Consider the following 24,283-nt stretch of genomic DNA (forward strand, 5'->3'; position numbering starts at 1 on the left):
TCCCAGTGCCGAGGCAGGGGACGAGGCTGCCCGGCTACCGGCGTAACCGTGCCCTGGAACGCACCGGCACCAGCAGCGTCCCCGTAGGGGGTGCCCGGATCAAGGACCGTGGGCCGCATGGGTGTGTCGCGAACATGCGAAAGCCCCCGGGTGTCCACTCGGGGGCTTGCGCGCCGGGGCGGACGACACCCGGCTGTGCTGGGCTCTTGGGAGGCCCTGCGGGACCATGCTCGGCCGCACAGGGCACGGGGTCAACTCGCTTGTGGGCCGAACGGGTCCAGGCATGCGAATGGCCCCCGCACGCGGGGGCCATTCCACGAACCGGGTGTCTGAGGCCCCGGTCGGTGCCCCGCAGCCGCCTCCAGAAACAGGACACACCACCATCAAGCCCCAGCCGCCAGTGGGGTGCGAGCCGGGTGGGCTGTTCGGGCGGACACCCAGGCCCCTACCGCGACTGGTTGGGGCCGCCGCCCTGCCACTCCACGGCCCCCGGCTCGTAGAGGCTCAGCTCACCCAGGCCCGCGGATCGCGTACATCTCCATGGGCCTCAGCATGGGCGGCGTCGAGATGGAACCCAGGACATCGAGCACCTCGCCCTGGCCCTTGAGGCCTACCTGCCGAAGCTGCGCCAGCTCGCCGCCCAACTGGTCAAGATCCGGACACAGGACCCTGGCGACCCTACTGCGAGGGCCTGATGCCCCGGCAAGCCGTGACAGGCCCGTAGGATGCGCGCGGGGGTCCTGGCCGAGGTCGAGCAGGGGGCTTCCCCCCGGCCTCGGCCTCGGCCCGCCGCAGAAGTGCGCCGGTATTGTGCGCCAGCACACTCCAGAGGCCCACTATCCGGGTCGGCGGCTGCGTCCTAAGCTGACCGTGCTGCCCAGGACCCCGACCGTGCGTTGCTGATGTGTGTGGACGAAGGCCGGCTTGGAGGGGAAGGCGGCATTTTGCGTTGCCGGTACTCCCTACTCCGATCCGGGCACGCCAGCGGCCGACGCTGGGCAAGCCGAGGGACCGCGTAGCCGTGGTGCGGAAATGGGTTCTCCATCAGGCGCTGCGCGTGCCGTCGAATGGGAGATTCGACAGCAGACGGCCCGTACCGGAAGGCGCCCGGTACGGGTCGTCCTCTGACAGCATCACTGCGCCGCCAGGGTCACACCGGGAAGGTGTGGCGTGCTGCCTTGTACCCCGCATCACCCGTGCCACCGCGATCAAAGCGCGATGCACCCAGCAAGCGCCTAGGCGTCTCGGGCACAGGTTGAGCTACTTGGCGGCCTTCCGCTTGGCGAGCTGCGCGGCGGAGGGCGCGAAGATACGAATGGCGTCGTTCTTCGTGCCGGCCTGCGTGCCCTCGACCAGGACGGTGTCGCCGCTCTTGAGGACCGACTCGGTGGTCTTCTTCCCGTCGCGGGTGATCTTCAGCTTCGGGTCCGCGTTCCAGGCCCAGGACGTGCCGTCCGCGCTCTTGACCGTCACGGTGGTGCCGGACACGGCGGTGACCTGGCCGCGCTGCCACTCACGGGTCACGTACTGCCCGGTCTTGACGTTCTTGACGGTGCGCTGGCCGTGGACGCCGCGCGGGGCGTGGCGGTGCGCCTGCTTGTGCTTGGCCTTCGCCGTGGTGGTGGTGGCCTTGGCCGTGGTGGTGCTGGTGGCGGCGGAGGCGGTGGCGCCGCCGGCTACCAGCACACCGGTCACGGCCAGCGCCGCGATCACAGTGCCGCGGCGACGCAGGGTCAGCTTGCCCATGGTGGTCTCCATCCTTGAGCTGCCGCCATCTTGAAGTTGCTGGTCAGGGTGCTGGCGTGATGTCTCCTTGGAGTGCTCGGGCTGGTGGTGGGCGGTTGTCTGCTGTGTAGATCGTCTGTCAGCGGTTCACTTCGAGGTTGGTCAGGACGAGCAGGGCGCGCAGGAGGCCGGTGGCCTTGGCGGGGTCGGTGCGGAGCTTGGTGAGCACGCGCCAGTTCTTCAGGTGGGCGAAGCCGTGTTCAACGGGCGCGCGTCCGGCTGCCAGGATCCGGTTGGCGGTCTTCTGACCTGTGGTGATCTTGCGGTAGCGGGTGGCCTTGTAGCCGGTGACGATCACCTGGTCATCGGGGTCCTTCGGTTTGTCGACGCCGATGAAGCCCAGGTCGCCCAGTGCGCCGAGCCCGGCGGCCTTCAGGTGTTCGACGATCTTGTCGTGGCGGGTGGCGGTGGCGTCGTGGGTGCGGCCGGGCCGGGCGGCGGAGATCCACACCAGCTTGCCCCTCTCGTCGGTCAGGGCGAGGAAGTGCAGGCCATGGCGGTGGTGCTTGCCCGAGTAGTTCGCCTTGTTGTCCTTGCCGGTGCGGCGCCGGGTGGGCACGAGGGTGCCGTCGATCAGGACCAGTTCCCCGCCGCGCTTCACAATCTTCTTCAGGGCGCGGTCCAGGCGCGGGGCCTGCCCGGCCAGCAGGAGGACCATCTCGTCGCGCCACCGGCGCACGGTGGATTCGGCGATGCCGTTTCCGCCGGCCATGTCGGCCAGGCGCTGGTCGTGGCGCAGGACGGCGAGCACGATCAGTGCGATCCGGCGCGGCGGGAGCGAGCGCCAACGCGAGCCTATGGCTTTGAGGCGGCGTATCAGCAGGTCAGCGAGGTGCTCGATGGTGCTCTTGGACAGCGGCAGGCGGCACTGGTAGACAAGGGAGTCGGTGCCCTCGGAACGCTCTTTGTTTTTCGTCACACAAATCCAACGAGCCCCGGGGGCACCTCAGTTACGGTCCTGTGGTGATGATGCAGGTCACAGGCCGGTGCTGTACCGCCCATCGGGCAGCTTGCGCAGCCAGCCGCGGTCGGCGAGCTTGGTCAACTTCCCGCGCAGCGGCTCCAGCTTCCCGCGCACCTCGGTGTCCAGGCCGAGTATCACTGCGACCTGCCGCATCATCACCGGACCTGCGGCCTTACGCACGGCAGCCATGATCCGCTGGTACTCAGGCGGCAGCGCCGACTCGGCAACCCCCGGCGCGCGGTACGGAACCTGCAGCACCGCAGCACCGGCGACCTGCACCGATACCGGCGCGGCAACGGCGCGCTCGGTAGCGAACTGCTCACGCATCCGGGCCCGGACCCGCTCGGCCGCGGCGAGGTCGCCCCGCTCGGCCCGCAGCTCTTCCAACTGCTTGACCAGTTGTTCCTCCAGCTCGTCCAGTTCTGCGCGGCGCGCGGCGATCCGCTCTGCGATCTCGGTGTCCGACATCCCTGGAGCGTAGAAGCGGTGCTGATCGCAACGGACAGGAACCAGCGAACCGGCCCTGCCGGACGATCTACATGCCAGACTCTTGCCGACCACCAGCACGAGTTCACGAACCGACCATCACGCAACCATTCTGACCAGCGACTTCAAGATGGCTGATCTTCAATGAACTCGGCGATCTGGGCCAGCATCGCGGTCCGTTCATGGCCGATGGGATCGAAGTCGAATCCCATGCTGTTGCTCCAGGCCATAGAGCCCAGGCTGGCCCAGGCCGGATCTTCGGCGAAGAACAGTTCCAGTTCTACGCTCCAACGCTGCGGCTGCCAGAACTCTTCATCGCGGTCATCCTCGTCGTTCACCGCGAACTGCCGGGTGAAGACCAGGGCGGGGCAGTTGTCGTTCCAACCCCACCGCCCCCACTGCACGATGAATCCATCGCCGTCGTCCTCGGCAGGCTCGATCCCGTCGACTGGCACCTGGACGAACTCCTGGAACGCAGACCACGCCCGCGCGACGTCATCGACTGCGTCCGGGTCCAGCCCATGGCGTCGGAGGATCAGCGCGAACATCTCGGGACTGCTCTTCCAGTGCGTGGCCATGCCGGATGCTAACCGATCACCGCCAGCTCCAGGACGGTGCCCGGCAACGAATCATCAGAGGGCGGCGACAACCGGCAGGACTTCGACTCGATGCAGCATTCGCAACAACATCCCGAACTGGGAAATAGCCATCAGGGAATCCGCGAACCGCGGATAACCGAGGGTCCGAGCAGGATCACGTTCTCCGCCTTCGCGACGAACGTGCCGGTGGCCAGGTGCGCGAGGACGTCGCGCCGCAGTGAGGGCAGATGGTCGAGGTTGAAGTCCTCCAGGGTTTTGACCTGCGGAAAGTGGGCGGTGCGGATGCGCATCGTGGTGCCCTTGGACTCCCGGTCGGCGACCTGGCGCTGCAGTACGGCGGCGAGGTACTCCTCGTGGGACCAGTTCTGGTCGCGGGCCTGGTCGGCGAGCTCCTCCCAGAAGGCACCGATCGTGGGCATCTTCAGGACCCGGGTGAGGTAGGCGAGCATGGACGGCATGCCGTCCTTGGGTCCGGTCGCCGCAGTGGACGGCTTGGGTTTGGCAGTCGTGGTCATGTCTCACTTCGCTTTCGTGGAGGGCGGGTTGAAGTCGACGCCGAACAGCGCGTCGTAGTCCGGCAGGGCCCGCAGTGCGACGCTGTGGCCGTCGGAGTGCTGGCGGGTGGCCGCGGCGCGTCTTTCACGATCCAGCGCAAGGGCCTGCCGCATCCGGGCGGCGGTGACGGCGTGGACCGGGTCGGTGACCACGGCCTGCCGGGCCCAGGACCTGGTGTGACGGGCGACGAGCTGGCCCTCGCAGAGGACCCGCACCTCGTGTGCCGAGGCGGTGACATCGACGAAGCGGCCGATCGCCTGCGGGTCGACGGAGTAGTCGACCGTGTCGAGGCGGACGTAGTAGTCCCGTCCCAGCCGGATGCGGTGGCTCAGTCCGACCGTCGGGTCCAGGGGCGGCAGTGGGAGCATCGACAGGAGGTCGGTCTCCAGCAGGTCCACCGGGCGGCCCTGGATCGAGCGGACGGTGCGGGTGTTCGCCTTGACTAGCCAGTCGCCGAGCTGGTCGTTGAAGTCCGTCGGCGAGGCGAACTGGCGGCCGGGCAGGAACGAGGTCTCCAGGTACTGGTTGTTGCGCTCGACGATTCCCTTGTATTCCGGATCGCGGGGCGGCGCGAGCTTGATCTTGGTGGCCAGGGTACCGGCGAACGCCGCGGCCGGGACGGTCACCTTTCCGGTTCCGCCGATCGCTGACTCGCGGTCCCAGACCAGGGTCCTGGTGACCCGGCCAACACCGCTGATCAGCAGCCACATCCCCGCTAGGATGTCTCCGGCCTGGCGGGTGGGGATCATCGTGGCGGTCATGAACCGGGAGAAGCCCAGCGCCATCACCAGCACCGGCAGGACCCGTTCCTGGCCGGCGGCGACCTGGACCCGGGTCTCGGGGAACCACAGGTCGCACTGGGTGATCTCGCCGGGTTCGTAGACCGTACGGTCGACCGGGTCGATGCCGGTGTACTGCGGCCGGATGACCGCCAGCCGCTTGCGCAGCGGTGGCATCGAGTGGGGCCAGCCGATCCGCTCGGCGATCACCGGCGCGGGCATCCGTGGCCACTCGTTCAGCAGGATCCGGATCCGTGGTTCGAACGCGTCCGCCACCGAGCCGCGTGGGGCCCGCTCGTACTTCGGCGGGTTCTCCGAGGACAGCGCGGCCCGCACCGTGTTGCGAGCCACCCCCAGCCGCCGAGCGATCTCCTTGATGGGCACGCCTTCCGCTCGATGCAGCCGGCGTATCTCTGCCCAGTCCTCCACGTTCAACATCCTCCAAGCTTCCGGAGGGGGTCAACTTTCGGAGACTGCCTGGGGGTCAGTTTTCACGAAGCAGCGACAACCGCTGTCGGTCTCCCTGGACAGGCCACCCTCGGTGAGGATGCCCGCCTTCAGGAACGCCTTCACCAGGTCCAGGACCCGCCGGTCCCCGACTCGCCGACGCACCCTGTCCATCAGGGCAGCGTGGTCGATCGAGTCGAAGCACGCCTCGATGTCACCCTCCACCATCCACTCGTACGAGCTTCTGGCGAAATGGTGCGCCTCGGCAAGCGCGTCATGAGCCCGGCGCTCGGGGCGGAACCCGTAGGAGCACGGGAGGAAATCCGCCTCGAAGATCGGCTCCAACACCAGCTTCAGGGAAGCCTGGACGACCCTGTCCCGCACAGTAGGCATGGTGGCTTCATACTGCCCCTCCTGCTGTGATTGTTCGGGTTGTGAGGTCGGATTTGACGCTCTGGTCGGCGAGTTGGAGGCAGAGGGCCTCGTTGTCGCTGGTCCAGGGGATGCTCAGGCGGCCGTCGGCTGGGCGGTGGGCGTCCAGGTAGCCGCGGGCGATCCAGTAGTAGACCGCGCCGGCGCGGACACCGAGCCGTGCGGCGACTTGTTGGATGCTCAGTTCGCCGCACTCGGTGGCGGTGGCGGGAAGTGGGTGGCTGCCGGGACCGGTGGGGCCGGGGTGTTTGGGCCGGTCCAGGTCGGCCCGCAGTTCGGCCGCGATCTGATCATTCCAGGGGATGGCGATGCGGCCGCCGGGGGTGCGGTGCGCGGGCAGGCGTCCGATGCGGACCTGGTAGCGCACGGCCGCGTCGAGGACGCCGAGGCGGGCGGCAGCCTCCGGGATGCTGATCTCGTCGGTGCGGGCGGCCTCGGCGGGCAGCGGGCGGCGTCCGGTGGGAACGAACTGCTCGGGGTGGGTGATCCAGTCCCGGCAGGCGGCCTCGACCTGCGCGTCCCAGGGGATGCACCAGCGGCCCCCGACGTCCTTGCGCGCGGTCAGCCGTCCGCAGCGGATCCAGTAGTAGAGGGCGTGCTCGACCACCCCGAGGCGGGCGGCGCCCTGCTGGACGCTGACCTCGCCGGGCAGCGTCTGCGGCGGTGTGGCAGGGCGCGGGGTGAGGTGGCCGGAGGCGTCGATCTGGCGTCGGCAGTCGGCTTCGACCTGCGGATTCCAGGGGATGCACCAGCGTCCGCCGACGTCCTTGCGGGCGTCCAGGCGCCTGTGGGTGAGCCAGTAGTAGACGGCGTCGGCGGTAATGCCCAGGGTTCGGGCGGCCTGGTTGACGCAGATCTCCCCGTCGTGGAAGGGGACCTGCGCGGGGATCTTGTAGGCGTGGCCCACCCATTTGACGGCCGCCACGTCGTAGGGGCGCCCGGTCCCGGTGGTCAATTGGGCGTCGGCGAGCGCGGCGACGATCTGCTTGTCGCTATGGCTCGGACGCAGGGCGGCGATCAGCTCCCGCGCCGCCGCCGGGGTGCGCATCACCTCCGGTGAAGTCCGCGGCCGGGCCAGGGCCAGTTCGTCGGTGGCACCGGTGTGCCAGCGCACCCCGACTCGGGCGCGGGCCCGGTCGGTCTCGGGCAGCAGGGTCACATCCGAGATCAGTGTCCGCAGCAGGCGCTTGCGGTCGCGGTCCCTGGTGGCAGGGGCGTGCCACAATCCGGGCAGGTCAGCGGCCAGGGCCTGCAGTGCGGAGCGGTCCGGCAGCACAGGTCTGGCTTCGCGGGCGCTGTTCAGGGCGGCGTGGGCCTGGTCGAGTGCGGCAAGTCGGGCCTCCCAGCGGGCCTCCAGGGTGCAGGCGACCATGCGGTTCTCCGGCTCGACGGCGGTGAAGGTGCGCTCGGCGCGGTCCGCGTCCCACTGGGCGCGCTCCACCGCCAGTTCGGCGGCGCGGTGCGAGCGGGTATGGCGGTCGGTGACCTCGTCGGCCGCGGCCAAGGCGACCTCGATCTGCCCCGGGCTGAGGGTGGTCAGGAGTTTGGCGACCACGGCGTCGTCCACGATGTCGGCGCGGATCGAGCGGCAGGTCGGTGTGGCCTCGTGGTCGGCCCGTGACAGCGAGCACCCATAGGCCGCCTGGCCGTCGTGGTGGTAGCGGGTGGTCATCGGACGTCCGCACGATCCGCAGAACATGATTCCCTGACACAGCGCCAGGCCCTCACGCGCGGGGCGTGCGCCGTCGTGGGTGCAGTTGGCCTTCAGTTTCGCCTCGGCCGCCAGGAAATCCGCCCAGGTCCAGTAGCCCTCGTGGTGGTCGTGCAGGACCACCGGCCACTGCTCGCGGGGCACCCGCGCCAAGCTGGTGTGCACGCTGCCGTCCGGCTGGACCCGGCGCCGGGTGATGTTGCGGCCGTAGACATAGGTGCCCGCGTAGCAGGGGTTGCTCAGCACTCCCAGCGCCCGGGCGTGGGTGAGCTTGCCCCACCGCAGCTGACCTGCCCAGGCTCCTCCATAAGCGCGGAGCGGGAAGCGTCGACCGACGAACGCCGCCACGACCTGGTAGACCGAGCCGCCGGCCGCGAACGCGGCGAAGACGTCGCGGATCGCGGCCTGCACCTCCGTATCCGGGTCGATCACGCACATCCCCTCGTCGTCGTAGACGTAGCCCACCGGCAGCGGGGAGCGCAGGTCGCCGAGCTCGGCCGCGGCCCGCTTCGCGCCCTGCAACCGGCTCGAAAGTATGTGCAATTCGGCCTCTGACATGCTGCCTTTCAAGCCGAGCAACAACCGGTCGTTGAAGTTGGTCAGGTCGTAGACCCCGTCGTCGTCGATCAGTAGCACGTCCGTCAGCCGCGCGAGTTCCAGCAGCCGGGCGAAGTCCGCCGAGGACCGCGCGAGCCGCGAGACCTCCAGACCGAAGATCGCGCCGACCTCGCCCAGGCAAACCTTGGCGACCAGGTCGCGGAAGCCCTCGCGGACCTGCCCGAACTTCCCCGACAGTCCCAGGTCCGCGTCGATGACCAGCACGTCCTCGCGGTCCCAGCCCAGCCTCACCGCCTCGTCGCCCAACGCGTACTGCCGCAGCGTGGACTCGGTGTTGTCCCTGACCTGGACCAACGTGCTCTGCCGCAAGTAGACCGCCGCCGTCCTGGAGCGGTGGGACGCGGTGATCTTCGAGGTCCCGTTCACGATCACGGCTGCCTCCCAACGCAGACTCGACCATGTTCGCCCACGCCATCACCATCTCGACGCGGCACTGCGGTGACGGCGGCACGGCCCCTCGATTCCGCCCACGACAGGGCTGGTGCCCGACACAACTGTCGTAGCATCAGGATCCCTCCCCGTCCGCGTCGCCACCACGGCTCACCAGGGCATCCACCAGCGCACGCAGCGCACCGAGCCCCTCGACCGCGAGCCGGTCCCCGGATGCCTCCCCGCCACGATCCGTCCACTCCTGCGGCAGCGTCACGCTCCGGCCCGCGCCGTACGCGCAGACGAACACCAGCGCACCGCTCCGGCGCTTGACGAACAGAATGTCCAACTGCTGGCCGGCCAGCGCGTGGAACGGATGGGTCACCGTCAAGGAACCCAAGGACTGCCTGGACGACCCGGCACTATGCCGTGTCCGTCGGGATACCCAACCGGCGGCTTGGCCGTTCCCGGCTTGGGGATCATCCTCTCCCGCACGGGCAGAGGCCGAAAGGCCCACCCCCGCAGATCAGAGCGCACCTCGTCGAGGAAGACCTCGACCCCGTGCCCGGCCTCCACGGAGCGGGCGGTCTGCCCGTCCACCCCAGCCGAGCGTGCGCCCCTGTTGCTCCGCACCCGAGCCCACGCGACCAGCAGGAACGCGGAATCAGCAACGAGATTGAACAGGTCGTCGAACCGGCGATCACGATCGCCGTTCGCCCAACAGTGCAGCTTGGTCTGCATCTCCAGTACCCGGCGCTCGGCCTTGAACACGGCGATCTCCAGCGCGTCGGTATTCACCAACGACCTCCCGGCATTGCAGTCTCCTCCCCGCCGACCTGCTGGCCCCCTTCGCCATGTACGGAGCTTTCCTCCGCTCGGACTAATACGGGGCCTCCGCCCCACCTGCGGCCATCAGCCGGCAACGGGCCTGTCCCCGACGGTCCGGACTGGCTGTCCGGTTCCAGGGACGACCGCAGGCGGTTCCCACGTTCACCATGCACCGATCGGCCAGGTCGGCGTCCCGCTACTACCCCGGCAGCATCGCCACGCCTACGCCGCAGACCTTCAACGTGGCCGCCCCACCGGCAGTTGGAGACCGGCTTCGGAGTTGACCACCCCAACCAGCAGGGGGTCACGCACTGCACCCCGGCCCACATCCTCCAGGTTGGAGCCGGTGACAAGACTTACGGGGCTTTACACGGATTCCTCTTCGTACGCCTTCTGGCCTCGCTTGCCGGACCCGGCACGTCTGGAAGTGCCGCACCGTCCCGGCGTTGTCAGGGCTGCTTGCCATCCTCCCCGGCGCTCCCCGGATCAGACTGCCCTCAGCTTCTACCCGGCCGCTGCGACGGCCCGGCGATGAAGGTCTCGCACCTCCACTCGGTCACACAGCGCCTCGTGGCGCACCCAGCCGTTCTTCCGCTTCGCGTCCGACAGCAGCCCCTGGACCACATCCGCGAACACCTCCCGCGGCTCCGGCCGCGCGAACAAGTGCCCGAAACCGTCCAGCAAGATCGCTAACTCCTCAGCCCAGCAGCCGAGTTGCTCCTCCGTCACACCATCCAGCATGACCGATCAACGACACACCCGATCACCAGTCACATGATCTGCTGCTGTAGTACCTGGTGCGTCGACAGCGACATCCCCGAAGTATGCCGCCACCACCGTCGACCGCTGGTGGCTCGGGATCGCCTCGTTCATAGCCGCCAGCCACGGCAACGCCAAAAGCGAGGGCATCAATTGCATGATCAAGCTCACCGACCGTACCGCACATGGTTTCCGCACCCCACCAACCAACGCCTACGCTGCGTCGCCACCCACCGAGCCTGCAAACACCTCCACACCGCCTAAATTTGAAGACCCGGCGACCGACAGTGCGCCAGTGGTGACCATGACTCACACGCGGCTGAGAATCATGAACCGGCCGCGATCTGTCGAGCTGAAATAGAAACTCGTGAGCTTCCAGCCCGGGCAATCTCGAAAGCTGCCAGACTGGCCTCGGTGATTCACGAGCCCTTGGCGTGTGGTGACTGAGCGTCACCTGGATGCAGAGACGGTGCCCCTACCTGCAATGATGCGAGTTATCTAGAAACGTATCGTCGCGAGGTGGGGCACCGAATCCGTGGGGAAGAATACTGGACGTCTGACCGATCTGGCCATGTCGGCTGACAGGAGGCGGCAGGTCGGGCATGCGGGTGGGGTGCATCTGCAGGTGCTGGCCGAGCGGGCGGGGCTGGCAGGGGCGCTGACGCAGGCGATGCGGCGCCCGGGTTTCCGGCCGGGGCACGAGCGGGGGCGGGTGCTGGTGGACCTGGCCTGCGCGATCGTGCTGGGGGCGGTGGCGATCGGCGACATCGCGGTGCTGGAGCATCAGCGCGAGGTGATGGCGGGCGGCCCGGCGGTGGCGTCGCCGCCCACGGTGTGGCGGGTCCTGGACGAGGTTGGCGAGCTGCAGGTGCGCCGGGTCGCCCGGGCCCGGGCGACGGTGCGCCGGCAGGTGTGGTCCTGGCTGGAGAACCGGCCGCAGGGGTTCCCGTGGATCGTGGTGGACGGTGCGGCGCTGACCGGTTGGACGGTGATCGACTCCGATGCCACGCCGGTGGCCTGCGCCTCGGAGAAGGAGGGCGCGGCCGGGACGTACAAGAAGGGCGTCTACGGCCTGTGCCCCATGATCGCTTTCTGTGACAACACCGGGGAGATGCTCGCGCAGGAGCTGCGTCCCGGCGACGCGGGCTGCAACAGCGCCGAGGACAACATCGCCTGCTTCGCCGCCGCGGTCGAGCAGCTGCCCGCCGCCTACCGCCGCAAGATCTTGTTCCGGATCGACGGGGCCGGGTTCTCCCACGGGCTCCTGACGTGGATCGCGAAGGCCGGTGGCCGTCGCCACCCCTCCTTCACCTGGCAGTACTCGACCGGCTGGGCGTTCACCGACCGTGAGATGACGGCCGTGACGGCGCTGGACGAACTGGAGAAGCAGGAGCGCAAGCAGGGCCGTTCGGTGTGGCAGGCCGCCCTCGACGCCGACGGTGCCGCGCGTGAGGACGCGCAGGTCGCCGACATCACCGGACTGCTCGGCGACCTCTCGCTCTGGCCGCCCGGGCACCGGGTGATCGTGCGCCGCGAACCGCTGCACCCGCGCTACGTCAAGGACGCCTCACCCTACGAGCTCGAACACGGCATGCGGCTGCAGACGTTCGCGACCAACACTCCCGACCGTCAGGCCTCATGGCTCGATGCCCGCCACAGGACTCACGCCCGGGTCGAGGCGAAGATCCGCGACAGCAAGGACGCGGGCCTGAACCGGTTCCCCTCGCGCCACATGAAGGTCAACCAGGCGTGGCTGCTGGCCACCGCGCTGGCCTGCGACCTCCGCAACTGGCTCCAACTCCTCGGCTGTGAGGGCGAGATGGCCAAAGCCACCCCAAAGACCCTGCGCTTCCGCTTCCTGCACGTGCCCGCCGTGATCGTGCGCGGCCAGCGCAAACGCACCCTCAAGATCCCCAGAACCTGGCCCTGGGCGAACGCGGTCGTCCAGGCCTTCCGCCGCCTCATGGCCCTGCCCTACCCAACCTGACCTGGGCAAACCGCCCAGCAGAGCATCGAGAGGAGGCCGACCCGCAGTCCCCGGGCCCGTGGAACCCGGCGCCACCGACGCGACAGTCGACGCGCAGCCCTACCCGGCGAAGCCCGCCAGGCAGAGCAAAAGCGACAACCCGGGCACACGATCAACGGGCCGCTGCGGTGAAAGATTCAGGCCAGGCCATCCGAATCATGGCCATGGACTTGGAAGACGCCGGTATCAAGGCCAAGTACCTGATCCGGGACCGGGACACGAAGTTCACCGACGCCTTTGACGCCGTCCTGGCCGACGCCGGCATCCAGGTCGTCCTCAGCGGCATCCGGATGCCCCGCATGAACTCGATCATGGAGCGGTGGGTGCAGACCTGCCGCCACGAACTCCTCGACCGCACTCTCATCTGGAACCAGGCCCATCTCCTGAGAGCACTGCGCGAGTTCGAGACTCATCACAACGGGCACCGGCCCCACCAGGCCATGCGCCAGGCGTCGCCACTCCGCGCAGTCCCCGAACCGATCACCGAACCAGGGCGAATCGCTCACCTCGACATACGCCGGCACGACAGACTCGGCGGCACCCTGCACGAGTACCGGCATGCCTCCTGACCAGCACGGACGGGTTTTCGGCAGGCGCAGGGTCGACAGTTGCCGACGGGCTTGGTGCACATGCTGGCCGGTGATCGGGAGGTGGACCGCGGCTGCGGCGCAGAGCATGGGCGGTTGCGGGGAGGCGTCCACCGTCACGGTGGCCTCGTTGCCCTCCAGTTCGATGCGCCCGGCACCCGACCCGGTCACGTGGTTGGTCGGCACCGGGCCCAACGAACCGGAGAACACCTGACTCCCGGTACCGGGGGCCGTCGGCGTGAGCCGCGGACAAGGGCACCAGGCCCAAGGGCCGAACCTCCCGCCAACGTGGGGACCGCCAGGGGGACTGCGGGCCGGTCCGTGCCCCCCATCCCCGGAATGGGCAATCGAGTGGCGTGTGGGGCAGGACAAGGTGGGCGCATCCACCCGCCACTCTTTTGGCCGTCAAATTCTGCCCGCTCCGGGTTTCTCGGTTGGGGGCCGCTGCACGTGCGAGTGCCCGGTCTGCGCCGTGGGCAGGACGCTCCGGTCACCCTTGGCCCGGATGTCGTGTGTGGCGGGGTGCAGTGCGTCGACGACGAGGTCGAGCAGTCGCCCGGTCTGCTCGGTGGTGGTGTTGGCTGCCGTGGACAGGAACACGCCGAAGATCATCGCGACGACGTCCTGGGGGGCGACGTCGTCGCGCAGTGATCCGGCTTTCGCGCCCGCGGTGAGGATCGTGGCGATCGCCGTGGTGAGCCGTTCGCGGACGGGCGGTGTCGCGATGCGCCCGGAGGCGTAGCCGGCGCGCAGGGTGTCGATCATCCCGCGTTTGGTCGCGGTGAACTGGGCGTAGCGGCCCATCCACGCGCGCAGTGCGGCGTCGGGTTGGTGCTGGTCCAGGAGGGTGGCGGCGCTGTTGGTGATGTCGTCGAGTTCGGCGGCGTAGACGGCTTCGACCAGTGCCTCGCGGGTGGGGAAGTGGCGGTAGAGGGTGGCGATGCCGACCGCGGCCGCGCGGGCGATGTCCTCGATCGGGACGGTGTCGTCGGCGGCGGCGAAGGCGGCCCGTGCGGCGGCGACGAGCCTGTCGCGGTTGCGCCGCGCGTCCGCGCGCAGCGGGCGGTCGGCCGGCGCGTCGAGGGGCGCCCGTTCGAGCGGAGTCAAAACGGAACCTCCTCCGGTAGTGTTACAGTCGCTTGAGCGGAGGGACCTCCACTTCCGTCATCTTCTCATAGGGCAGGAGCTTCGCGATGCCCAGCAGTACCCCCTCCGCGAGTACGACAGCGACAGGTGCCGCGCGTCCCGGTGGCCCGGGCCAGCTGGCCGGGCGCACGGTCTCGCGCGTCGGTTACGGTGCGATGCAGCTCGCCCGCCTGCACCAGGACCGCAGCGCCGCCCTGGCCCTGCTGCGCCGCGCGGTGGAGCTGGGGGTCGACCACATCGACACCGCCCAGTTCTACGGCGAGGGCCTGGTCAACGCCCTGATCCGCGAGGCCCTGCGGCCCGAGGATCAGGTTCAGCTGGTCAGCAAGGTCGGAGCCGAGCCGGACCCCGGCGGCCCCCGCCCCTTCCGTGCCGCGCAACGCCCCGAGCAGCTGCGCGCAGGGGTGGAGGCCAACCTCAGGGGGCTTGGTGTCGACCGGATTCCGGTGGTGAACCTGCGCCGGATGGACAGCGGTCCGGGGCTGCGGGCCCAGGGTGACCAGGTAGTGGACCTTGAGGACCAGCTCGCGGTGATGACCGCTCTGCGCGAGGAGGGCAAGATCGGCGCCATCGGGCTGAGCTCCGTCACCATCGACGGGCTGCGCCGGGCTCTGCCCGCGGGCATCGCGTGCGTGCAGAATGCCTACAGCCTGGTGGATCGCGGGGACGAGGACATGCTCGCGCTGTGCGCCGCGCACGACATCGCCTGGGTGCCGTACTTCCCGCTCGGCAGTGCCGTCCCCCACCTGCCTAAGGTCACCGACGAACCGGCGGTCCAAGCCGCCGCCGAGGCCCTGGGCTTCACCCCCTCGCAGGTCGGTCTGGCCTGGCTGCTGCACCACGCCCCGAACGCGCACCTGATCCCGGGCACCGCGACCATCGCCCACCTGGAGGCGAACATCGCCGCGGGCGCCGTCGCCCTGGACCAGACAACGCTGGCCGCGCTGGACGCCGTCCCTCCGCGCCCGGCGGCACGCATCGGCTGACCGGTCCCCAGAACCGCGGTACGTCCCCCGCGCGACCCGCCTGAGGACGTCCATTCGCACCTGACCCAGACCGCACCACGCGAGGAGCATCATGAGCGTCGTCGTCACCGGGGCAACCGGCCAGCTGGGGCGCCTCGTCATTTCCGAGCTGCTTGCCACGGTTTCCGCCGAGCACGTCGTCGCGCTGGTGCGTGACAAGACGAAGGCGGCCGACCTGGCCGAGCGCGGCGTGGAACTGCGCGTCGGCGACTACAACGACCCGCAGAGTCTTGACGGCGCCTTCCGGGCCGGTGACGTGGTCCTGCTGATCTCCGGCAACCAGACCGGGCAGCGCATCGCCCAGCACCGGGCCGTGATCGACGCCGCCACCGAAGCCGGGGTGGCCCGCCTGGCCTACACCGGCATCCTGGGTGGGCCGGCCGCCGACTACGACCTCGCCGAGGAGCACCAGGCCACAGAGCAGGCCGTCCTGGACTGCGGCCTGGCCTACACGTTCCTGCGCAACGGCTGGTACAACGAGAACTACACCGCGCAGATCCCCGCCCAGCTCCAGTACGGCCTGGTCGCCAGCGCCGGCCAGGGGCGTGTGGGCTCAGCATCGCGCGCCGACTACGCGGCGGCGGCGGCCACCGTCCTGACCACCGGCGGGCACGAGAACAAGGCGTACGAGTTGAGCGGCGACAACGCCTGGACACTGGTCGAGTACGCGGCGGAGCTCTCCCGGCAGTCCGGCAGGACCCTGGAGTACCAGGACGTGCCCCCGAGGTCCTGCTCGGCATCCTGACCCGCGCCGGGCTGCCCGAGCCGATGCCCCGCCTCCTGGTCGACGTCGACGTGCGCGGCATCAGGACCGGACTGCTCCAAGGCGGCACCGGGGACCTGAGCCGCCTCATCGGCCGACCCACCACCCCGATCGCCAGCAGCATCACCGCAGCCCTGAACCCCTGACGCCCGCCAGGACTCGGTGGCACCCGGCCAGTGCCTGCGCCTGCGCGCTCCGCCGCTGACCGAGACCGGGCGGTCAGCGGCAGAGCAGTACGCACAAGCGCTTGCCCCCTTCGCGCACGCCTCTCCACCGGAATGCGTGCTGGTGGGCCTGGACGCAGTCTTCGACCCCGAGGGGGTCGTCTTCGAGCGCAAACGTCCCGCGCCGGGGGCGCGCGAAGTCCCCAGCGCTCCACTTCCGACAGCGAGCCACCGTTCCTCTGAAGTCCTCCCAGTACATTCTGACGTTCCGACAAAGGGGCCCCCGGTATGCATGTGCGATCTCTTGGGCTTCGGCGCGCGCTGTCCTTGGGCGCGGCCTCCGCGGCCCTGCTGGCCGGGGCGGGCACCTGGTCCGCCCTCGCAGTGCACGGGCCCGCCCCGGTGCAGCGCACCGATCAGGTGCTGGCCCTGCCGCAGTCCCCCGGCAGCAGCCGGACCGTGGGCGTCGACACCTCCTACTTCACGTCCGGCAGCCCCGGGCAGCGCCGTCCGGCGGTGCTGCTGGCGCACGGTTTCGGGGGCAGCAAGGACGCGATGACCGCGCAGGCCCAGTCGATGGCCCGCCAGGGCTATGCGGTGATGACCTGGTCGGCGCGCGGCTTCGGCGCGTCGGGCGGCGACATCGGACTGAACGACCCGACCCGCGAGGTCGCCGACGTCAGCGGCCTGATCGACTGGCTGGCCAAGCAGCCCACCGTCCAGCTGGACGCGCCGGGCGACCCCCGGGTCGGGGTGGCCGGGGCCTCCTACGGCGGCGCGGTGTCGCTGCTGGCCGCCGGGTACGACAAGCGGGTGGACGCCATCGCCCCGGAGATCACCTACTGGAACCTGGCCGACGCGCTGTTCCCCGACGGGGTGTTCAAGAAGCTGTGGGCCGGAGTCTTCTTCACCACCGGGTCGACCGACGCCACCGCAGGGGCAGCGGCCCCGAAGGCCACGGCCGCCGCCCACTCCGCCTGCGGCCGCTTCGCCCCCGACCTGTGCGCGATGTACCAGCGGGTGGCCCTCTCCGGGAAGCCGGACGCGGCAGCCGAGCAGTTGCTTGGGCAGCGCAGCCCTTCCGCGGTGGCCAAGCAGATCAAGGTGCCGACGCTGCTGATCCAGGGTCAGACCGACTCGCTCTTCCCCCTGGACCAGGCCGACCAGGCCGCAGCGGCGATCAAGGCCAACGGCGCGCCGGTGTCGGTGGACTGGATCTCCGGTGGCCACGACGGCGGCGACACCGAGCCGGCCCGGGTCCAGCAGCGGACCGCCGCCTGGTTCGACCGCTACCTCAAGGACGACAAGTCCGTCGGCACCGGACCGGCCTTCCGGGTCAGCCGCAGCGGCGGCATCGACAGCACCAGCGGCACCGTCCCGCTGCAGGGCGCCACCGCCCCCCGCTACCCGGGCCTGGAGGGCGACCCGGTGGCGGTCGCCCTGTCCGGACCGCCGCAGACCTTCGCCAACCCGCCCGGCGGCACACCGCCGTCGATCTCCGCGGTGCCGGGCATCGGCGGGCTGAGCCAGCTCTCCGGTCTCGGCGTGGGGCTGTCCCTGGACTTCCCAGGCCAGTCGGCCCACTTCCTCTCCCGACCGTTGACCACCGCGCTCCAGATCACCGGCTCGCCCACCGTGCGCATCCACGTCTCCGCCGACTCCGACGACGCGGTGCTGTTCGCCAAGCTCTACGACGTCGCCCCCGGCACCGGCGGAAGCAAGGTGCTGCCCTCGCAGTTGGTCACCCCGCTGCGGGTGACCGGCGCCAGGGCGGGCGCCGACGTCCTGGTGCGGCTGCCCGCGATCGACCACCGGGTCGCCGCCGGGCACCGGCTGGACCTGGTGCTGTCCGCCACCGACCTCGCCTACGCCTCCCCCGCCGCACCGGCCAACTACACCGTCACCCTGCTCGGCAATACCTTGAGCGTGCCCACCGACCCCGACCTGGCCACCGCCACCGCTGCACTGCCCTGGTGGGTCTGGGGCCTGCCGCTGCTGGCCCTCGCCCTCGCCGCGCTGCTGCTGCTCACCGGCCGCCGCGGGCATCTCCCGGCTGCGCCCACGGCCGGGCAGGTGCCGGGCCTTGACCTGGTCCCGCTGCGGATCGAGGGTCTGTCCAAGCGCTACGCGGGTTCCGCTGACCGCTACGCGGTACGCGACCTGTCGTTCCAGGTCGGGCCAGGGCAGGTGCTGGGCCTGCTCGGGCCCAACGGCGCCGGCAAGACCACCACCCTGCGGATGCTGATGGGCCTGATCGTCGCGGACCAGGGCGAGATCCGGGTCTTCGGGCAGACGATCCGCCCCGGCGCCCCGGTGCTCTCGCGGGTCGGCGCGTTCGTCGAGGGCCCCGGCTTCCTGCCGCACCTGTCGGGCCTGGCCAACCTGGAGCTCTACTGGGCCGCCACCGGCCGCCCGCCCAAGGACGCACACCTGGACGAGGCCCTGAAGATCGCGGCCCTCGGCGACGCCGTGCACCGCGCGGTCCGCACCTACTCCCAGGGCATGCGGCAGCGCCTGGCCATCGCCCAGGCCATGCTGGGCCTGCCCGACCTCCTCATCCTGGACGAACCCCTCAACGGCCTGGACCCCCCGCAGATCCGCGAGATGCGCGACGTCATCACCGGCTACGCCGCGAGGGGGCGCACCGTCATCGTCTCCAGCCACCTGCTCGCCGAGGTCGAGCAGACCTGCACCGACCTGGTGGTCATGGACCACGGCCGACTCGCCCAGGCGGGACCGGTCGCCGAGATCATCGGCTCCGGCGACACCCTGCTGGTCGGCACCCCCCAGCCGCTGGACCCCGACCTGATCGGCAAGATCACCGCATTGCCCGGGATCGCCACCGCCGAACCGGCCCCCGAAGGACTGCTGGTACGGCTGGACGGCGCCTCGGCCGCCGAGCTCATGGTCCACCTGGTCCGACTTCAGGTCCCCGTGCACAGCCTGGGACCGCACCAACGCCTGGAGGACGCCTTCCTCACCCTGATCGCAGGAGCAACCCGATGACCACCACCGCGAACACACCCCCTGTCCCCGCCGGTCCTACCGCCGCCGCAGGCTTCCGCAGCCGCCGCACGCTGCCGCTGCGGGTAGAAGCGGTGCGCCAACTGCGGCGGCGCCGCACCGCGGCGATGGCCGCGCTGGTGGTGCTGCTGCCGCTGATCATCCTGGCGGCATTCGAGGTCGGCGGCACCCCCAGCGGGACCGGCTACCAGTCCGGGCTGCTGACCGTGGCGACCGCCTCGGGGCCGAACTTCGCGGCGACCTGCCTGTTCCTGTCCTGCGGCTTCTTCCTGGTGGTCCCCATCGCCCTGTTCTTCGGCGACACCGTGGCCTCCGAGGCCGGCTGGTCCTCGCTGCGCTACCTGCTCGCCGCCCCCGTGCCCCGATCACGGCTGCTGGTGAGCAAACTGACGGTAGCCGCGGGCTTCGGGGTGGCCGCGGCACTACTGGTGCCCCTGGTCGCACTCGCAGCCGGCACCGCCGCCTACGGCTGGGGCCCACTGCAACTGCCCCTCGGCGGCACGCTGCCGCCCGGCACCGCCACCCTGCGACTCCTGGAAGCCCTGGCGTTCATCGCGCTGAGCGAACTGGCCACCGCCGCACTGGCGTTCTGGCTCTCCACCGTCACCGACGCACCCCTGGGCGCGGTCGGCGGCGCACTGGGCCTGACCATCCTCGGCAACATCCTCGGGGCCATCACCGCCCTGGGCGGCCTGCGCGACTTCCTGCCCACCTACTGGACCTACTCCTGGGTCGACCTCCTGCAGACCGACCCACAATGGACCGGCATGGCCAAGAGCGTGTCGGTCTCACTCAGCTACGCAATCGTCCTGTTCGCACTCGCCTTCCGACACTTCCGCACCAAGGACATCGTGTCCTGACCACCCGACGAGCACCGCACAACACCACAGGTCGTCGCCCACCGCACCCCACAGCAGCCCGCGCGACCCACGACCCGCCTTCGCCCGCCCGGACAGGACTAAGCCATGCTCAGCTACCTGCCAGGGGGACGTGGATTACATCTTTTGAAATCTGTAACCACAGCAGGTAGGATTCGGTCCATGCAGAATCGGCACACGGAAGCCGGTGCCATCGCACTCCCTGCCCACGGCACGGCCCCTCGCACCCGTTGCCCGAGCCCGTCGGCCGGATCGGCGAGGTGGGACTGATGGCCGGGACCACGGTGCTGGACGCCGAAACGGTACTGACCGCCGCCGAGGAGGTGCTGCGCCGATTCGGGCCGGCGAAGGCCACCGTGACCGATGCCGCGCGGGTGCTGGGTGTCAGCCACGCCGCCGTCTACCGGTACTTCCCCTCCAAGGCGGCACTGCGCGAGGCAGTGACCCGGCGCTGGCTGGAACGGGCGCACAACGGCCTCGCACAGATCGCCGAGGACACCGGGCAGCCACCGCCGCAGCGGCTGCGGGCCTGGATCATCGCACTGTGTGCCGACAAGCAGGCACGGGCAACCACCGACCCCGAACTCTTCGCCGCCTACCGGGAACTGGCCGCCGAGCACGGCAACGCGGTCGCCGACCACCTCGCCACCCTCCTGGCACAACTGCGCGGCATCATCGCCGACGGCATCGCGTGCGGCGACTTCACCCCCTGCGACCCGAATGTGACCGCGCTGGCCGTCTTCGAGGCAACCGCCGCCTTCCACCACCCCGCCCACGCCGCCGCCTGGCCCCAGGAAGGGACGGCGGACCGCCCTCGCGGCAGTCTGCGCCCTCATCCTCGACGGGCTGCGCCCACACTGCCCCCTCCCGTGCCCCGGCCCCGGCCCCGGGCCCGGGCCCGGGTAAGCGCGCATCGACAAGAACCATCCGCACAACCTGGAGGACCCCATGTCACTGAACCGGGAAGAACAGCAGCGCACCAGCGGAGAACTGCACGCCAACATCCAGCTCTGCGGCACGCCACCGGAACAGCTCGCCGAGCAACTCGGCTTCAGCGCAGACCAGCTGGAGGACACCCTCAATATGGGCGGCGCCTGCCAGCCGCAGGACGTGTGGCTGCTGCGCGACCACCTCCAGGACCTGGTCCTGGCCCAGGGCAGGACCCCTGTCCCCTACAGCGTCCTGACCGAGCAGGCCCGCCGGGCCGCAGCCGTGTGGTTCCCGCTGCACCCGCTCTCACGCCCGTAACGCAGACCCCAGCCCGCAGCTCCCGCAGCAATCGATTCAGACAAGGCACCTCACACCATGACCGACACGATATCCACACTGGACCCGAGGCGGTGGAAGGCCCTGGCCTTCATCGCCCTGGCGCAGCTGATGGTCGTCCTTGACGGCACCATCGTCAACATCGCGCTGCCCTCGGCGCAGCACGACCTGGGATTCTCGGACGCCAACCGCCAGTGGGTGGTCACCGCCTACGCGCTGGCGTTCGGCGGGCTGCTGCTGTTCGGCGGCCGGATCTCGGACCGCTGGGGGCGCCGCCGCGCCTTCATCATCGGCCTGATCGGCTTCGCGGGCGCCTCGGCCCTGGGCGGCGCGGCAGTGAACACCGGCATGCTGCTGGGCGCGCGTGCGCTCCAGGGCGCGTTCGGCGCGATCCTCGCCCCGGCAGCGCTGTCGCTGCTGACGGTGATGTTCACCCAGCCCAAGGAACGCGCCAAGGCCTTCGGCATCTACGGCGCGATCTCCGGCGGCGGCGCCGCGATCGGCCTGATCCTGGGCGGCGTGCTCACCGAGTACGCCAACTGGCGCTGGACCCTGTACGTCAACGTCTTCTTCGCAGCCATCGCCCTGGCCGGCGCAATCTTCGAAATCAAGGAACCCGAAGGCGGCCGACAGACCGCCCGCCTCGACATCCCCGGCATCGTGCTGGCCGGCACCGGCCTCGCCAGTCTGGTCTACGGCTTCAGCAGGGCCGAGACCGACGGCTGGACCGCGACCAGCACCCTCGGCTTCATCCTGGCAGCCGTGGTGCTGCTCGCCGCGTTCGTGGTGGTGCAGTCCCGCACCAGGTCCCCGCTGCTGCCGCTGCGCGTGGTCCTGGACCGCAACCGCGGCGGCGCCTACCTCACCATCGGCATCTCGGTGGTGGGCATGTTCGGCGCCTTCCTCTTCCTCACCTACTACCTGCAGGTCGTCCTCCACTACAGCCCGATGACCAGCGGGTTCGCGTTCCTGCCGATGGTGGTCGGGATGATGCTCGGCGCCACCCAGGTCGCGGTGCGGCTGCTGCCCAGGGTCCCGGCCCGGTTCCTGATGGCCCCGGGCGCGTTCATCGCGGCCGGCGCCATGCTGATCCTCACCCAGATCAGCGCCGGCGGCTCCTACACCACCCACGTGCTGCCCGCCCTGCTGATGCTCGGCTTCGGCATGGGCCTGGTGTTCATGCCCGCGATGAACCTGGCCACCCTCGGGGTGCAGCGCCAGGACGCCGGCGTGGCCTCGGCCATGGTCAGCACCTCCCAGCAGATCGGCGGCGCCATCGGCACCTCCCTGCTGAGCACCATCGCCAACAGCGCCACCACCACCTACACCAAGGGACACGCAGCCACCGTCCACTCCGCAGCCGACGCCACACTGCTGAGGTCGAACGCCATGGTGCACGGCTTCACCACCGCCTATTGGGTCGCCGCAGCCCTGCTCGTCCTGGCCGGCCTGTCCGCAGCACTGCTCGTCAACGCCCCGCCACTGAGCGGACGCCACGGGGAAACCGGGTCCGACGACAAAACCGCAGACATCGCACCCGTACTGGCACACTGACTCGCGTCGGCCGCCCCCTGTCGGCTGCCGCCCGATCCCCCGGGCCAGCCGACAGCGCCCGCACACAGATCTGCCGACGCGTGGCCGGACACACCCAGGCCACGCGTCGGCGCTCGAACGGGCGCTGCGCCTCAGGCGCCCACGCCCCGGCGCCCGGCAACGCCATCCCCGACGCACTGCTGCGCACGCCGCCGCCGGGGATCTCGGTGATGATGCTGGAGCTGGCCCGGTACGGCACGCACAGGGGGCGGGTGGCGGGGAAGCCGGCGAACAACCGCGAGCTGTACCGGCGCCGTCCGAGGCGACTGCTCGCGAGCCGGCACCGACGGGATCCCGAAGTCGGCGGCGAGGTGGACGCAGATGGACCCAGGTCACCGCCGCGAGGGCGGTCCGCCGCTGGCCATCGTGTTCACCGGACGGCAGTGGCGGCTCGGGGCCTGATGGTGTGCGGCACAGGGGCGATGGCGGTCTTGGCGTGCGGTGTCAGTGTGCCGTCGTCGGCACTGCGTGGCCCGTGTCGTGGGCCCGGGCCTTGGAGTCGTCCGAGGGACCGTGCTGGCCGCGAAGCGGACCGGTGTTGATCAGCAGCGCCGCAGACAGTGCGGCCAGGGCCAGGAGTGCGGCCGCGAGCCAGTAGGCCGTGGTGAAGCCGTGCACCATGGCGTTCGACCTCAGCAGTGTGGCGTCGGCTGCGGAGTGGACGGTGGCTGCGTGTCCCTTGGTGTAGGTGGTGGTGGCGCTGTTGGCGATGGTGCTCAGCAGGGAGGTGCCGATGGCGCCGCCGATCTGCTGGGAGGTGCTGACCATGGCCGAGGCCACGCCGGCGTCCTGGCGCTGCACCCCGAGGGTGGCCAGGTTCATCGCGGGCATGAACACCAGGCCCATGCCGAAGCCCAGCATCAGCAGGGCGGGCAGCACGTGCGTGGTGTAGGAGCCGGCCGCCGAGATCTGGGTGAGCAGCAGCATGGCGCACGCCGCGAGGAACGCGCCGGGGGCCATCAGGAGGCGCGGCGCGATCCTGGGCAGCAGTCGCACCGCGACCTGGGTCGAGCCCGCGACCATGCCTACGACCATCGGCAGGAACGCCAGTCCGCTGAGCAGCGGGCTGTAGCCGAGCACTTCCTGGAGGTAGTAGGTCAGGAACAGGAACGCGCCTAACATGCCGACGACCGAGATGCCGAGGGTGAGGTAGGCGCCGCCGCGGTTGCGGTCCAGCACGACCCGCAGCGGCAGCAGCGGGGACTTGCTGCGGACCTGCACCAGCACGAAGACTGCGAGCAGCACCACGCCGCCGGTGATGAAGCCCAGCGTGCTGACCGCGCTCCAGCCGGCCGACTGGGCCTTGCTGAAGCCGTAGACCAGGGCGGCGAGGCCGGAGCTGGCCAGGATGATGCCGGGGATGTCCAGGCCGGTGGTGTGCCGTGCGCGCTGGGGCTCCTTGATTTCACGACGACTCGGCCGCCGATTAGGAAGTGCGAGCAAGTCGCTGAGTAGAGCAATGCCGGCGAGGTCGTCCGT

Annotated in this window: 19 protein-coding genes and 4 pseudogenes; 10 read left to right on the top strand and 13 right to left on the bottom strand. The window is 70.1% G+C overall.

Going from position 1 to position 24,283, the window contains the following annotated elements; all coding sequences use genetic code 11:
* Positions 1-1,260 precede the first annotated feature (1,260 nt).
* From ACXKR8_RS01210 to ACXKR8_RS01260, 11 genes are all read right to left on the bottom strand, one after another.
* Positions 1,261-1,746 (bottom strand): hypothetical protein, encoded by a 486-nt coding sequence (locus ACXKR8_RS01210; protein ID WP_458271046.1) that lies wholly within the window; start codon positions 1,744-1,746, stop codon positions 1,261-1,263.
* A gap of 118 nt (positions 1,747-1,864) precedes the next feature.
* The gene (locus tag ACXKR8_RS01215; RefSeq protein WP_458271047.1) at positions 1,865-2,704 is read right to left on the bottom strand and encodes a transposase family protein; all 840 of its coding nucleotides are present in this window, start codon (positions 2,702-2,704) and stop codon (positions 1,865-1,867) included.
* A 57-nt stretch (positions 2,705-2,761) separates the two neighbouring features.
* Complete coding sequence (locus tag ACXKR8_RS01220) at positions 2,762-3,217, bottom strand: hypothetical protein (RefSeq protein ID WP_458271048.1); 456 nt, start codon at positions 3,215-3,217, stop codon at positions 2,762-2,764.
* A gap of 143 nt (positions 3,218-3,360) precedes the next feature.
* Positions 3,361-3,783, bottom strand: coding sequence for a hypothetical protein (locus ACXKR8_RS01225; RefSeq protein ID WP_462100226.1), 423 nt, complete (start codon positions 3,781-3,783; stop codon positions 3,361-3,363).
* Positions 3,784-3,944: 161 nt separating this feature from the next.
* Positions 3,945-4,349 (bottom strand): ATP-binding protein, encoded by a 405-nt coding sequence (locus ACXKR8_RS01230; protein WP_458271050.1) that lies wholly within the window; start codon positions 4,347-4,349, stop codon positions 3,945-3,947.
* A 3-nt stretch (positions 4,350-4,352) separates the two neighbouring features.
* Positions 4,353-5,606, bottom strand: coding sequence for an IS21 family transposase (gene istA / locus ACXKR8_RS01235; protein WP_458271051.1), 1,254 nt, complete (start codon positions 5,604-5,606; stop codon positions 4,353-4,355).
* 21 nt (positions 5,607-5,627) lie between these two features.
* Entirely contained in the window at positions 5,628-6,008 is a 381-nt protein-coding gene (locus tag ACXKR8_RS01240; protein WP_462100227.1) for a reverse transcriptase domain-containing protein, read from the bottom strand.
* Between the two features lie 7 nt (positions 6,009-6,015).
* Positions 6,016-8,748 carry a recombinase family protein gene (locus tag ACXKR8_RS01245; RefSeq protein WP_458271053.1) on the bottom strand — a complete coding sequence of 911 codons (2,733 nt, stop codon included), beginning with the start codon at positions 8,746-8,748 and terminating at the stop codon, positions 6,016-6,018.
* Between the two features lie 133 nt (positions 8,749-8,881).
* Entirely contained in the window at positions 8,882-9,130 is a 249-nt protein-coding gene (locus tag ACXKR8_RS01250) for a DUF5372 family protein (RefSeq protein WP_458271054.1), read from the bottom strand.
* A 2-nt stretch (positions 9,131-9,132) separates the two neighbouring features.
* Complete coding sequence (locus tag ACXKR8_RS01255; protein ID WP_458271055.1) at positions 9,133-9,543, bottom strand: hypothetical protein; 411 nt, start codon at positions 9,541-9,543, stop codon at positions 9,133-9,135.
* A 534-nt stretch (positions 9,544-10,077) separates the two neighbouring features.
* Positions 10,078-10,302, bottom strand: a complete 225-nt coding sequence (locus ACXKR8_RS01260) for a hypothetical protein (RefSeq protein ID WP_458271056.1) — start codon at positions 10,300-10,302, stop codon at positions 10,078-10,080.
* 103 nt (positions 10,303-10,405) lie between these two features.
* Between ACXKR8_RS01260 and ACXKR8_RS01265 the strand changes: the two are divergent.
* The 3 genes and pseudogenes from ACXKR8_RS01265 to ACXKR8_RS01275 all read left to right on the top strand — a co-directional run.
* Positions 10,406-10,693 (top strand): annotated as a pseudogene (locus tag ACXKR8_RS01265) (transposase); the annotation flags it as partial.
* 210 nt (positions 10,694-10,903) lie between these two features.
* Complete coding sequence (locus ACXKR8_RS01270; RefSeq protein WP_458267506.1) at positions 10,904-12,319, top strand: IS1380 family transposase; 1,416 nt, start codon at positions 10,904-10,906, stop codon at positions 12,317-12,319.
* Positions 12,320-12,519: 200 nt separating this feature from the next.
* Positions 12,520-12,927, top strand: a pseudogene (locus tag ACXKR8_RS01275) (integrase core domain-containing protein); the annotation flags it as partial.
* A 423-nt stretch (positions 12,928-13,350) separates the two neighbouring features.
* Here ACXKR8_RS01275 and ACXKR8_RS01280 read toward each other — a convergent pair.
* Complete coding sequence (locus tag ACXKR8_RS01280) at positions 13,351-14,052, bottom strand: TetR/AcrR family transcriptional regulator (RefSeq protein ID WP_458271057.1); 702 nt, start codon at positions 14,050-14,052, stop codon at positions 13,351-13,353.
* A gap of 86 nt (positions 14,053-14,138) precedes the next feature.
* Here ACXKR8_RS01280 and ACXKR8_RS01285 point away from each other — a divergent pair, with 86 nt between their 5' ends.
* The 7 genes and pseudogenes from ACXKR8_RS01285 (at position 14,139) to ACXKR8_RS01315 (ending at position 22,765) form a co-directional block, all read left to right on the top strand.
* Complete coding sequence (locus ACXKR8_RS01285; protein WP_458271058.1) at positions 14,139-15,077, top strand: aldo/keto reductase; 939 nt, start codon at positions 14,139-14,141, stop codon at positions 15,075-15,077.
* 91 nt (positions 15,078-15,168) lie between these two features.
* Positions 15,169-16,025, top strand: a pseudogene (locus ACXKR8_RS01290) (SDR family oxidoreductase).
* A gap of 306 nt (positions 16,026-16,331) precedes the next feature.
* On the top strand, positions 16,332-19,049 hold the full coding sequence (locus tag ACXKR8_RS01295; protein WP_458271060.1) for an alpha/beta fold hydrolase: 2,718 nt from the start codon (positions 16,332-16,334) through the stop codon (positions 19,047-19,049).
* Positions 19,046-19,927: an ABC transporter permease gene (locus ACXKR8_RS01300; RefSeq protein ID WP_458271061.1), complete on the top strand. Its 882-nt coding sequence runs from the start codon at positions 19,046-19,048 to the stop codon at positions 19,925-19,927. The genes ACXKR8_RS01295 and ACXKR8_RS01300 overlap by 4 nt, the downstream gene beginning before the upstream one ends.
* A 287-nt stretch (positions 19,928-20,214) precedes the next feature.
* Positions 20,215-20,700: pseudogene (locus ACXKR8_RS01305) on the top strand (TetR/AcrR family transcriptional regulator); the annotation flags it as partial.
* Positions 20,701-20,893: 193 nt separating this feature from the next.
* The gene (locus tag ACXKR8_RS01310; protein WP_458271063.1) at positions 20,894-21,193 is read left to right on the top strand and encodes a DUF2316 family protein; all 300 of its coding nucleotides are present in this window, start codon (positions 20,894-20,896) and stop codon (positions 21,191-21,193) included.
* A 57-nt stretch (positions 21,194-21,250) separates the two neighbouring features.
* Entirely contained in the window at positions 21,251-22,765 is a 1,515-nt protein-coding gene (locus ACXKR8_RS01315) for an MFS transporter (RefSeq protein ID WP_458271064.1), read from the top strand.
* 483 nt (positions 22,766-23,248) lie between these two features.
* Here the strand turns inward: ACXKR8_RS01315 and ACXKR8_RS01320 are convergent, their stop codons facing one another.
* Positions 23,249-24,247: an MFS transporter gene (locus ACXKR8_RS01320; protein WP_458271065.1), complete on the bottom strand. Its 999-nt coding sequence runs from the start codon at positions 24,245-24,247 to the stop codon at positions 23,249-23,251.
* Positions 24,248-24,283: the final 36 nt, after the last annotated feature.

This window comes from Streptacidiphilus sp. PAMC 29251, from assembly GCF_054208735.2.

Bases quoted from the DNA above. Each gene is read 5' to 3' on its own strand.
- ACXKR8_RS01225 (WP_462100226.1), bottom strand. From the start codon at position 3,783: ATGTTCGCGCTGATCCTCCGACGCCATGGGCTGGACCCGGACGCAGTC.
- ACXKR8_RS01270 (WP_458267506.1), top strand. From the start codon at position 10,904: ATGTCGGCTGACAGGAGGCGGCAGGTCGGGCATGCGGGTGGGGTGCAT.
- ACXKR8_RS01300 (WP_458271061.1), top strand. From the start codon at position 19,046: ATGACCACCACCGCGAACACACCCCCTGTCCCCGCCGGTCCTACCGCC.
- ACXKR8_RS01210 (WP_458271046.1), bottom strand. From the start codon at position 1,746: ATGGGCAAGCTGACCCTGCGTCGCCGCGGCACTGTGATCGCGGCGCTG.
- ACXKR8_RS01315 (WP_458271064.1), top strand. From the start codon at position 21,251: ATGACCGACACGATATCCACACTGGACCCGAGGCGGTGGAAGGCCCTG.
- ACXKR8_RS01285 (WP_458271058.1), top strand. From the start codon at position 14,139: ATGCCCAGCAGTACCCCCTCCGCGAGTACGACAGCGACAGGTGCCGCG.
- istA (WP_458271051.1), bottom strand. From the start codon at position 5,606: ATGTTGAACGTGGAGGACTGGGCAGAGATACGCCGGCTGCATCGAGCG.
- ACXKR8_RS01220 (WP_458271048.1), bottom strand. From the start codon at position 3,217: ATGTCGGACACCGAGATCGCAGAGCGGATCGCCGCGCGCCGCGCAGAA.
- ACXKR8_RS01295 (WP_458271060.1), top strand. From the start codon at position 16,332: ATGCATGTGCGATCTCTTGGGCTTCGGCGCGCGCTGTCCTTGGGCGCG.
- ACXKR8_RS01310 (WP_458271063.1), top strand. From the start codon at position 20,894: ATGTCACTGAACCGGGAAGAACAGCAGCGCACCAGCGGAGAACTGCAC.
- ACXKR8_RS01240 (WP_462100227.1), bottom strand. From the start codon at position 6,008: ATGCCTACTGTGCGGGACAGGGTCGTCCAGGCTTCCCTGAAGCTGGTG.
- ACXKR8_RS01230 (WP_458271050.1), bottom strand. From the start codon at position 4,349: ATGACCACGACTGCCAAACCCAAGCCGTCCACTGCGGCGACCGGACCC.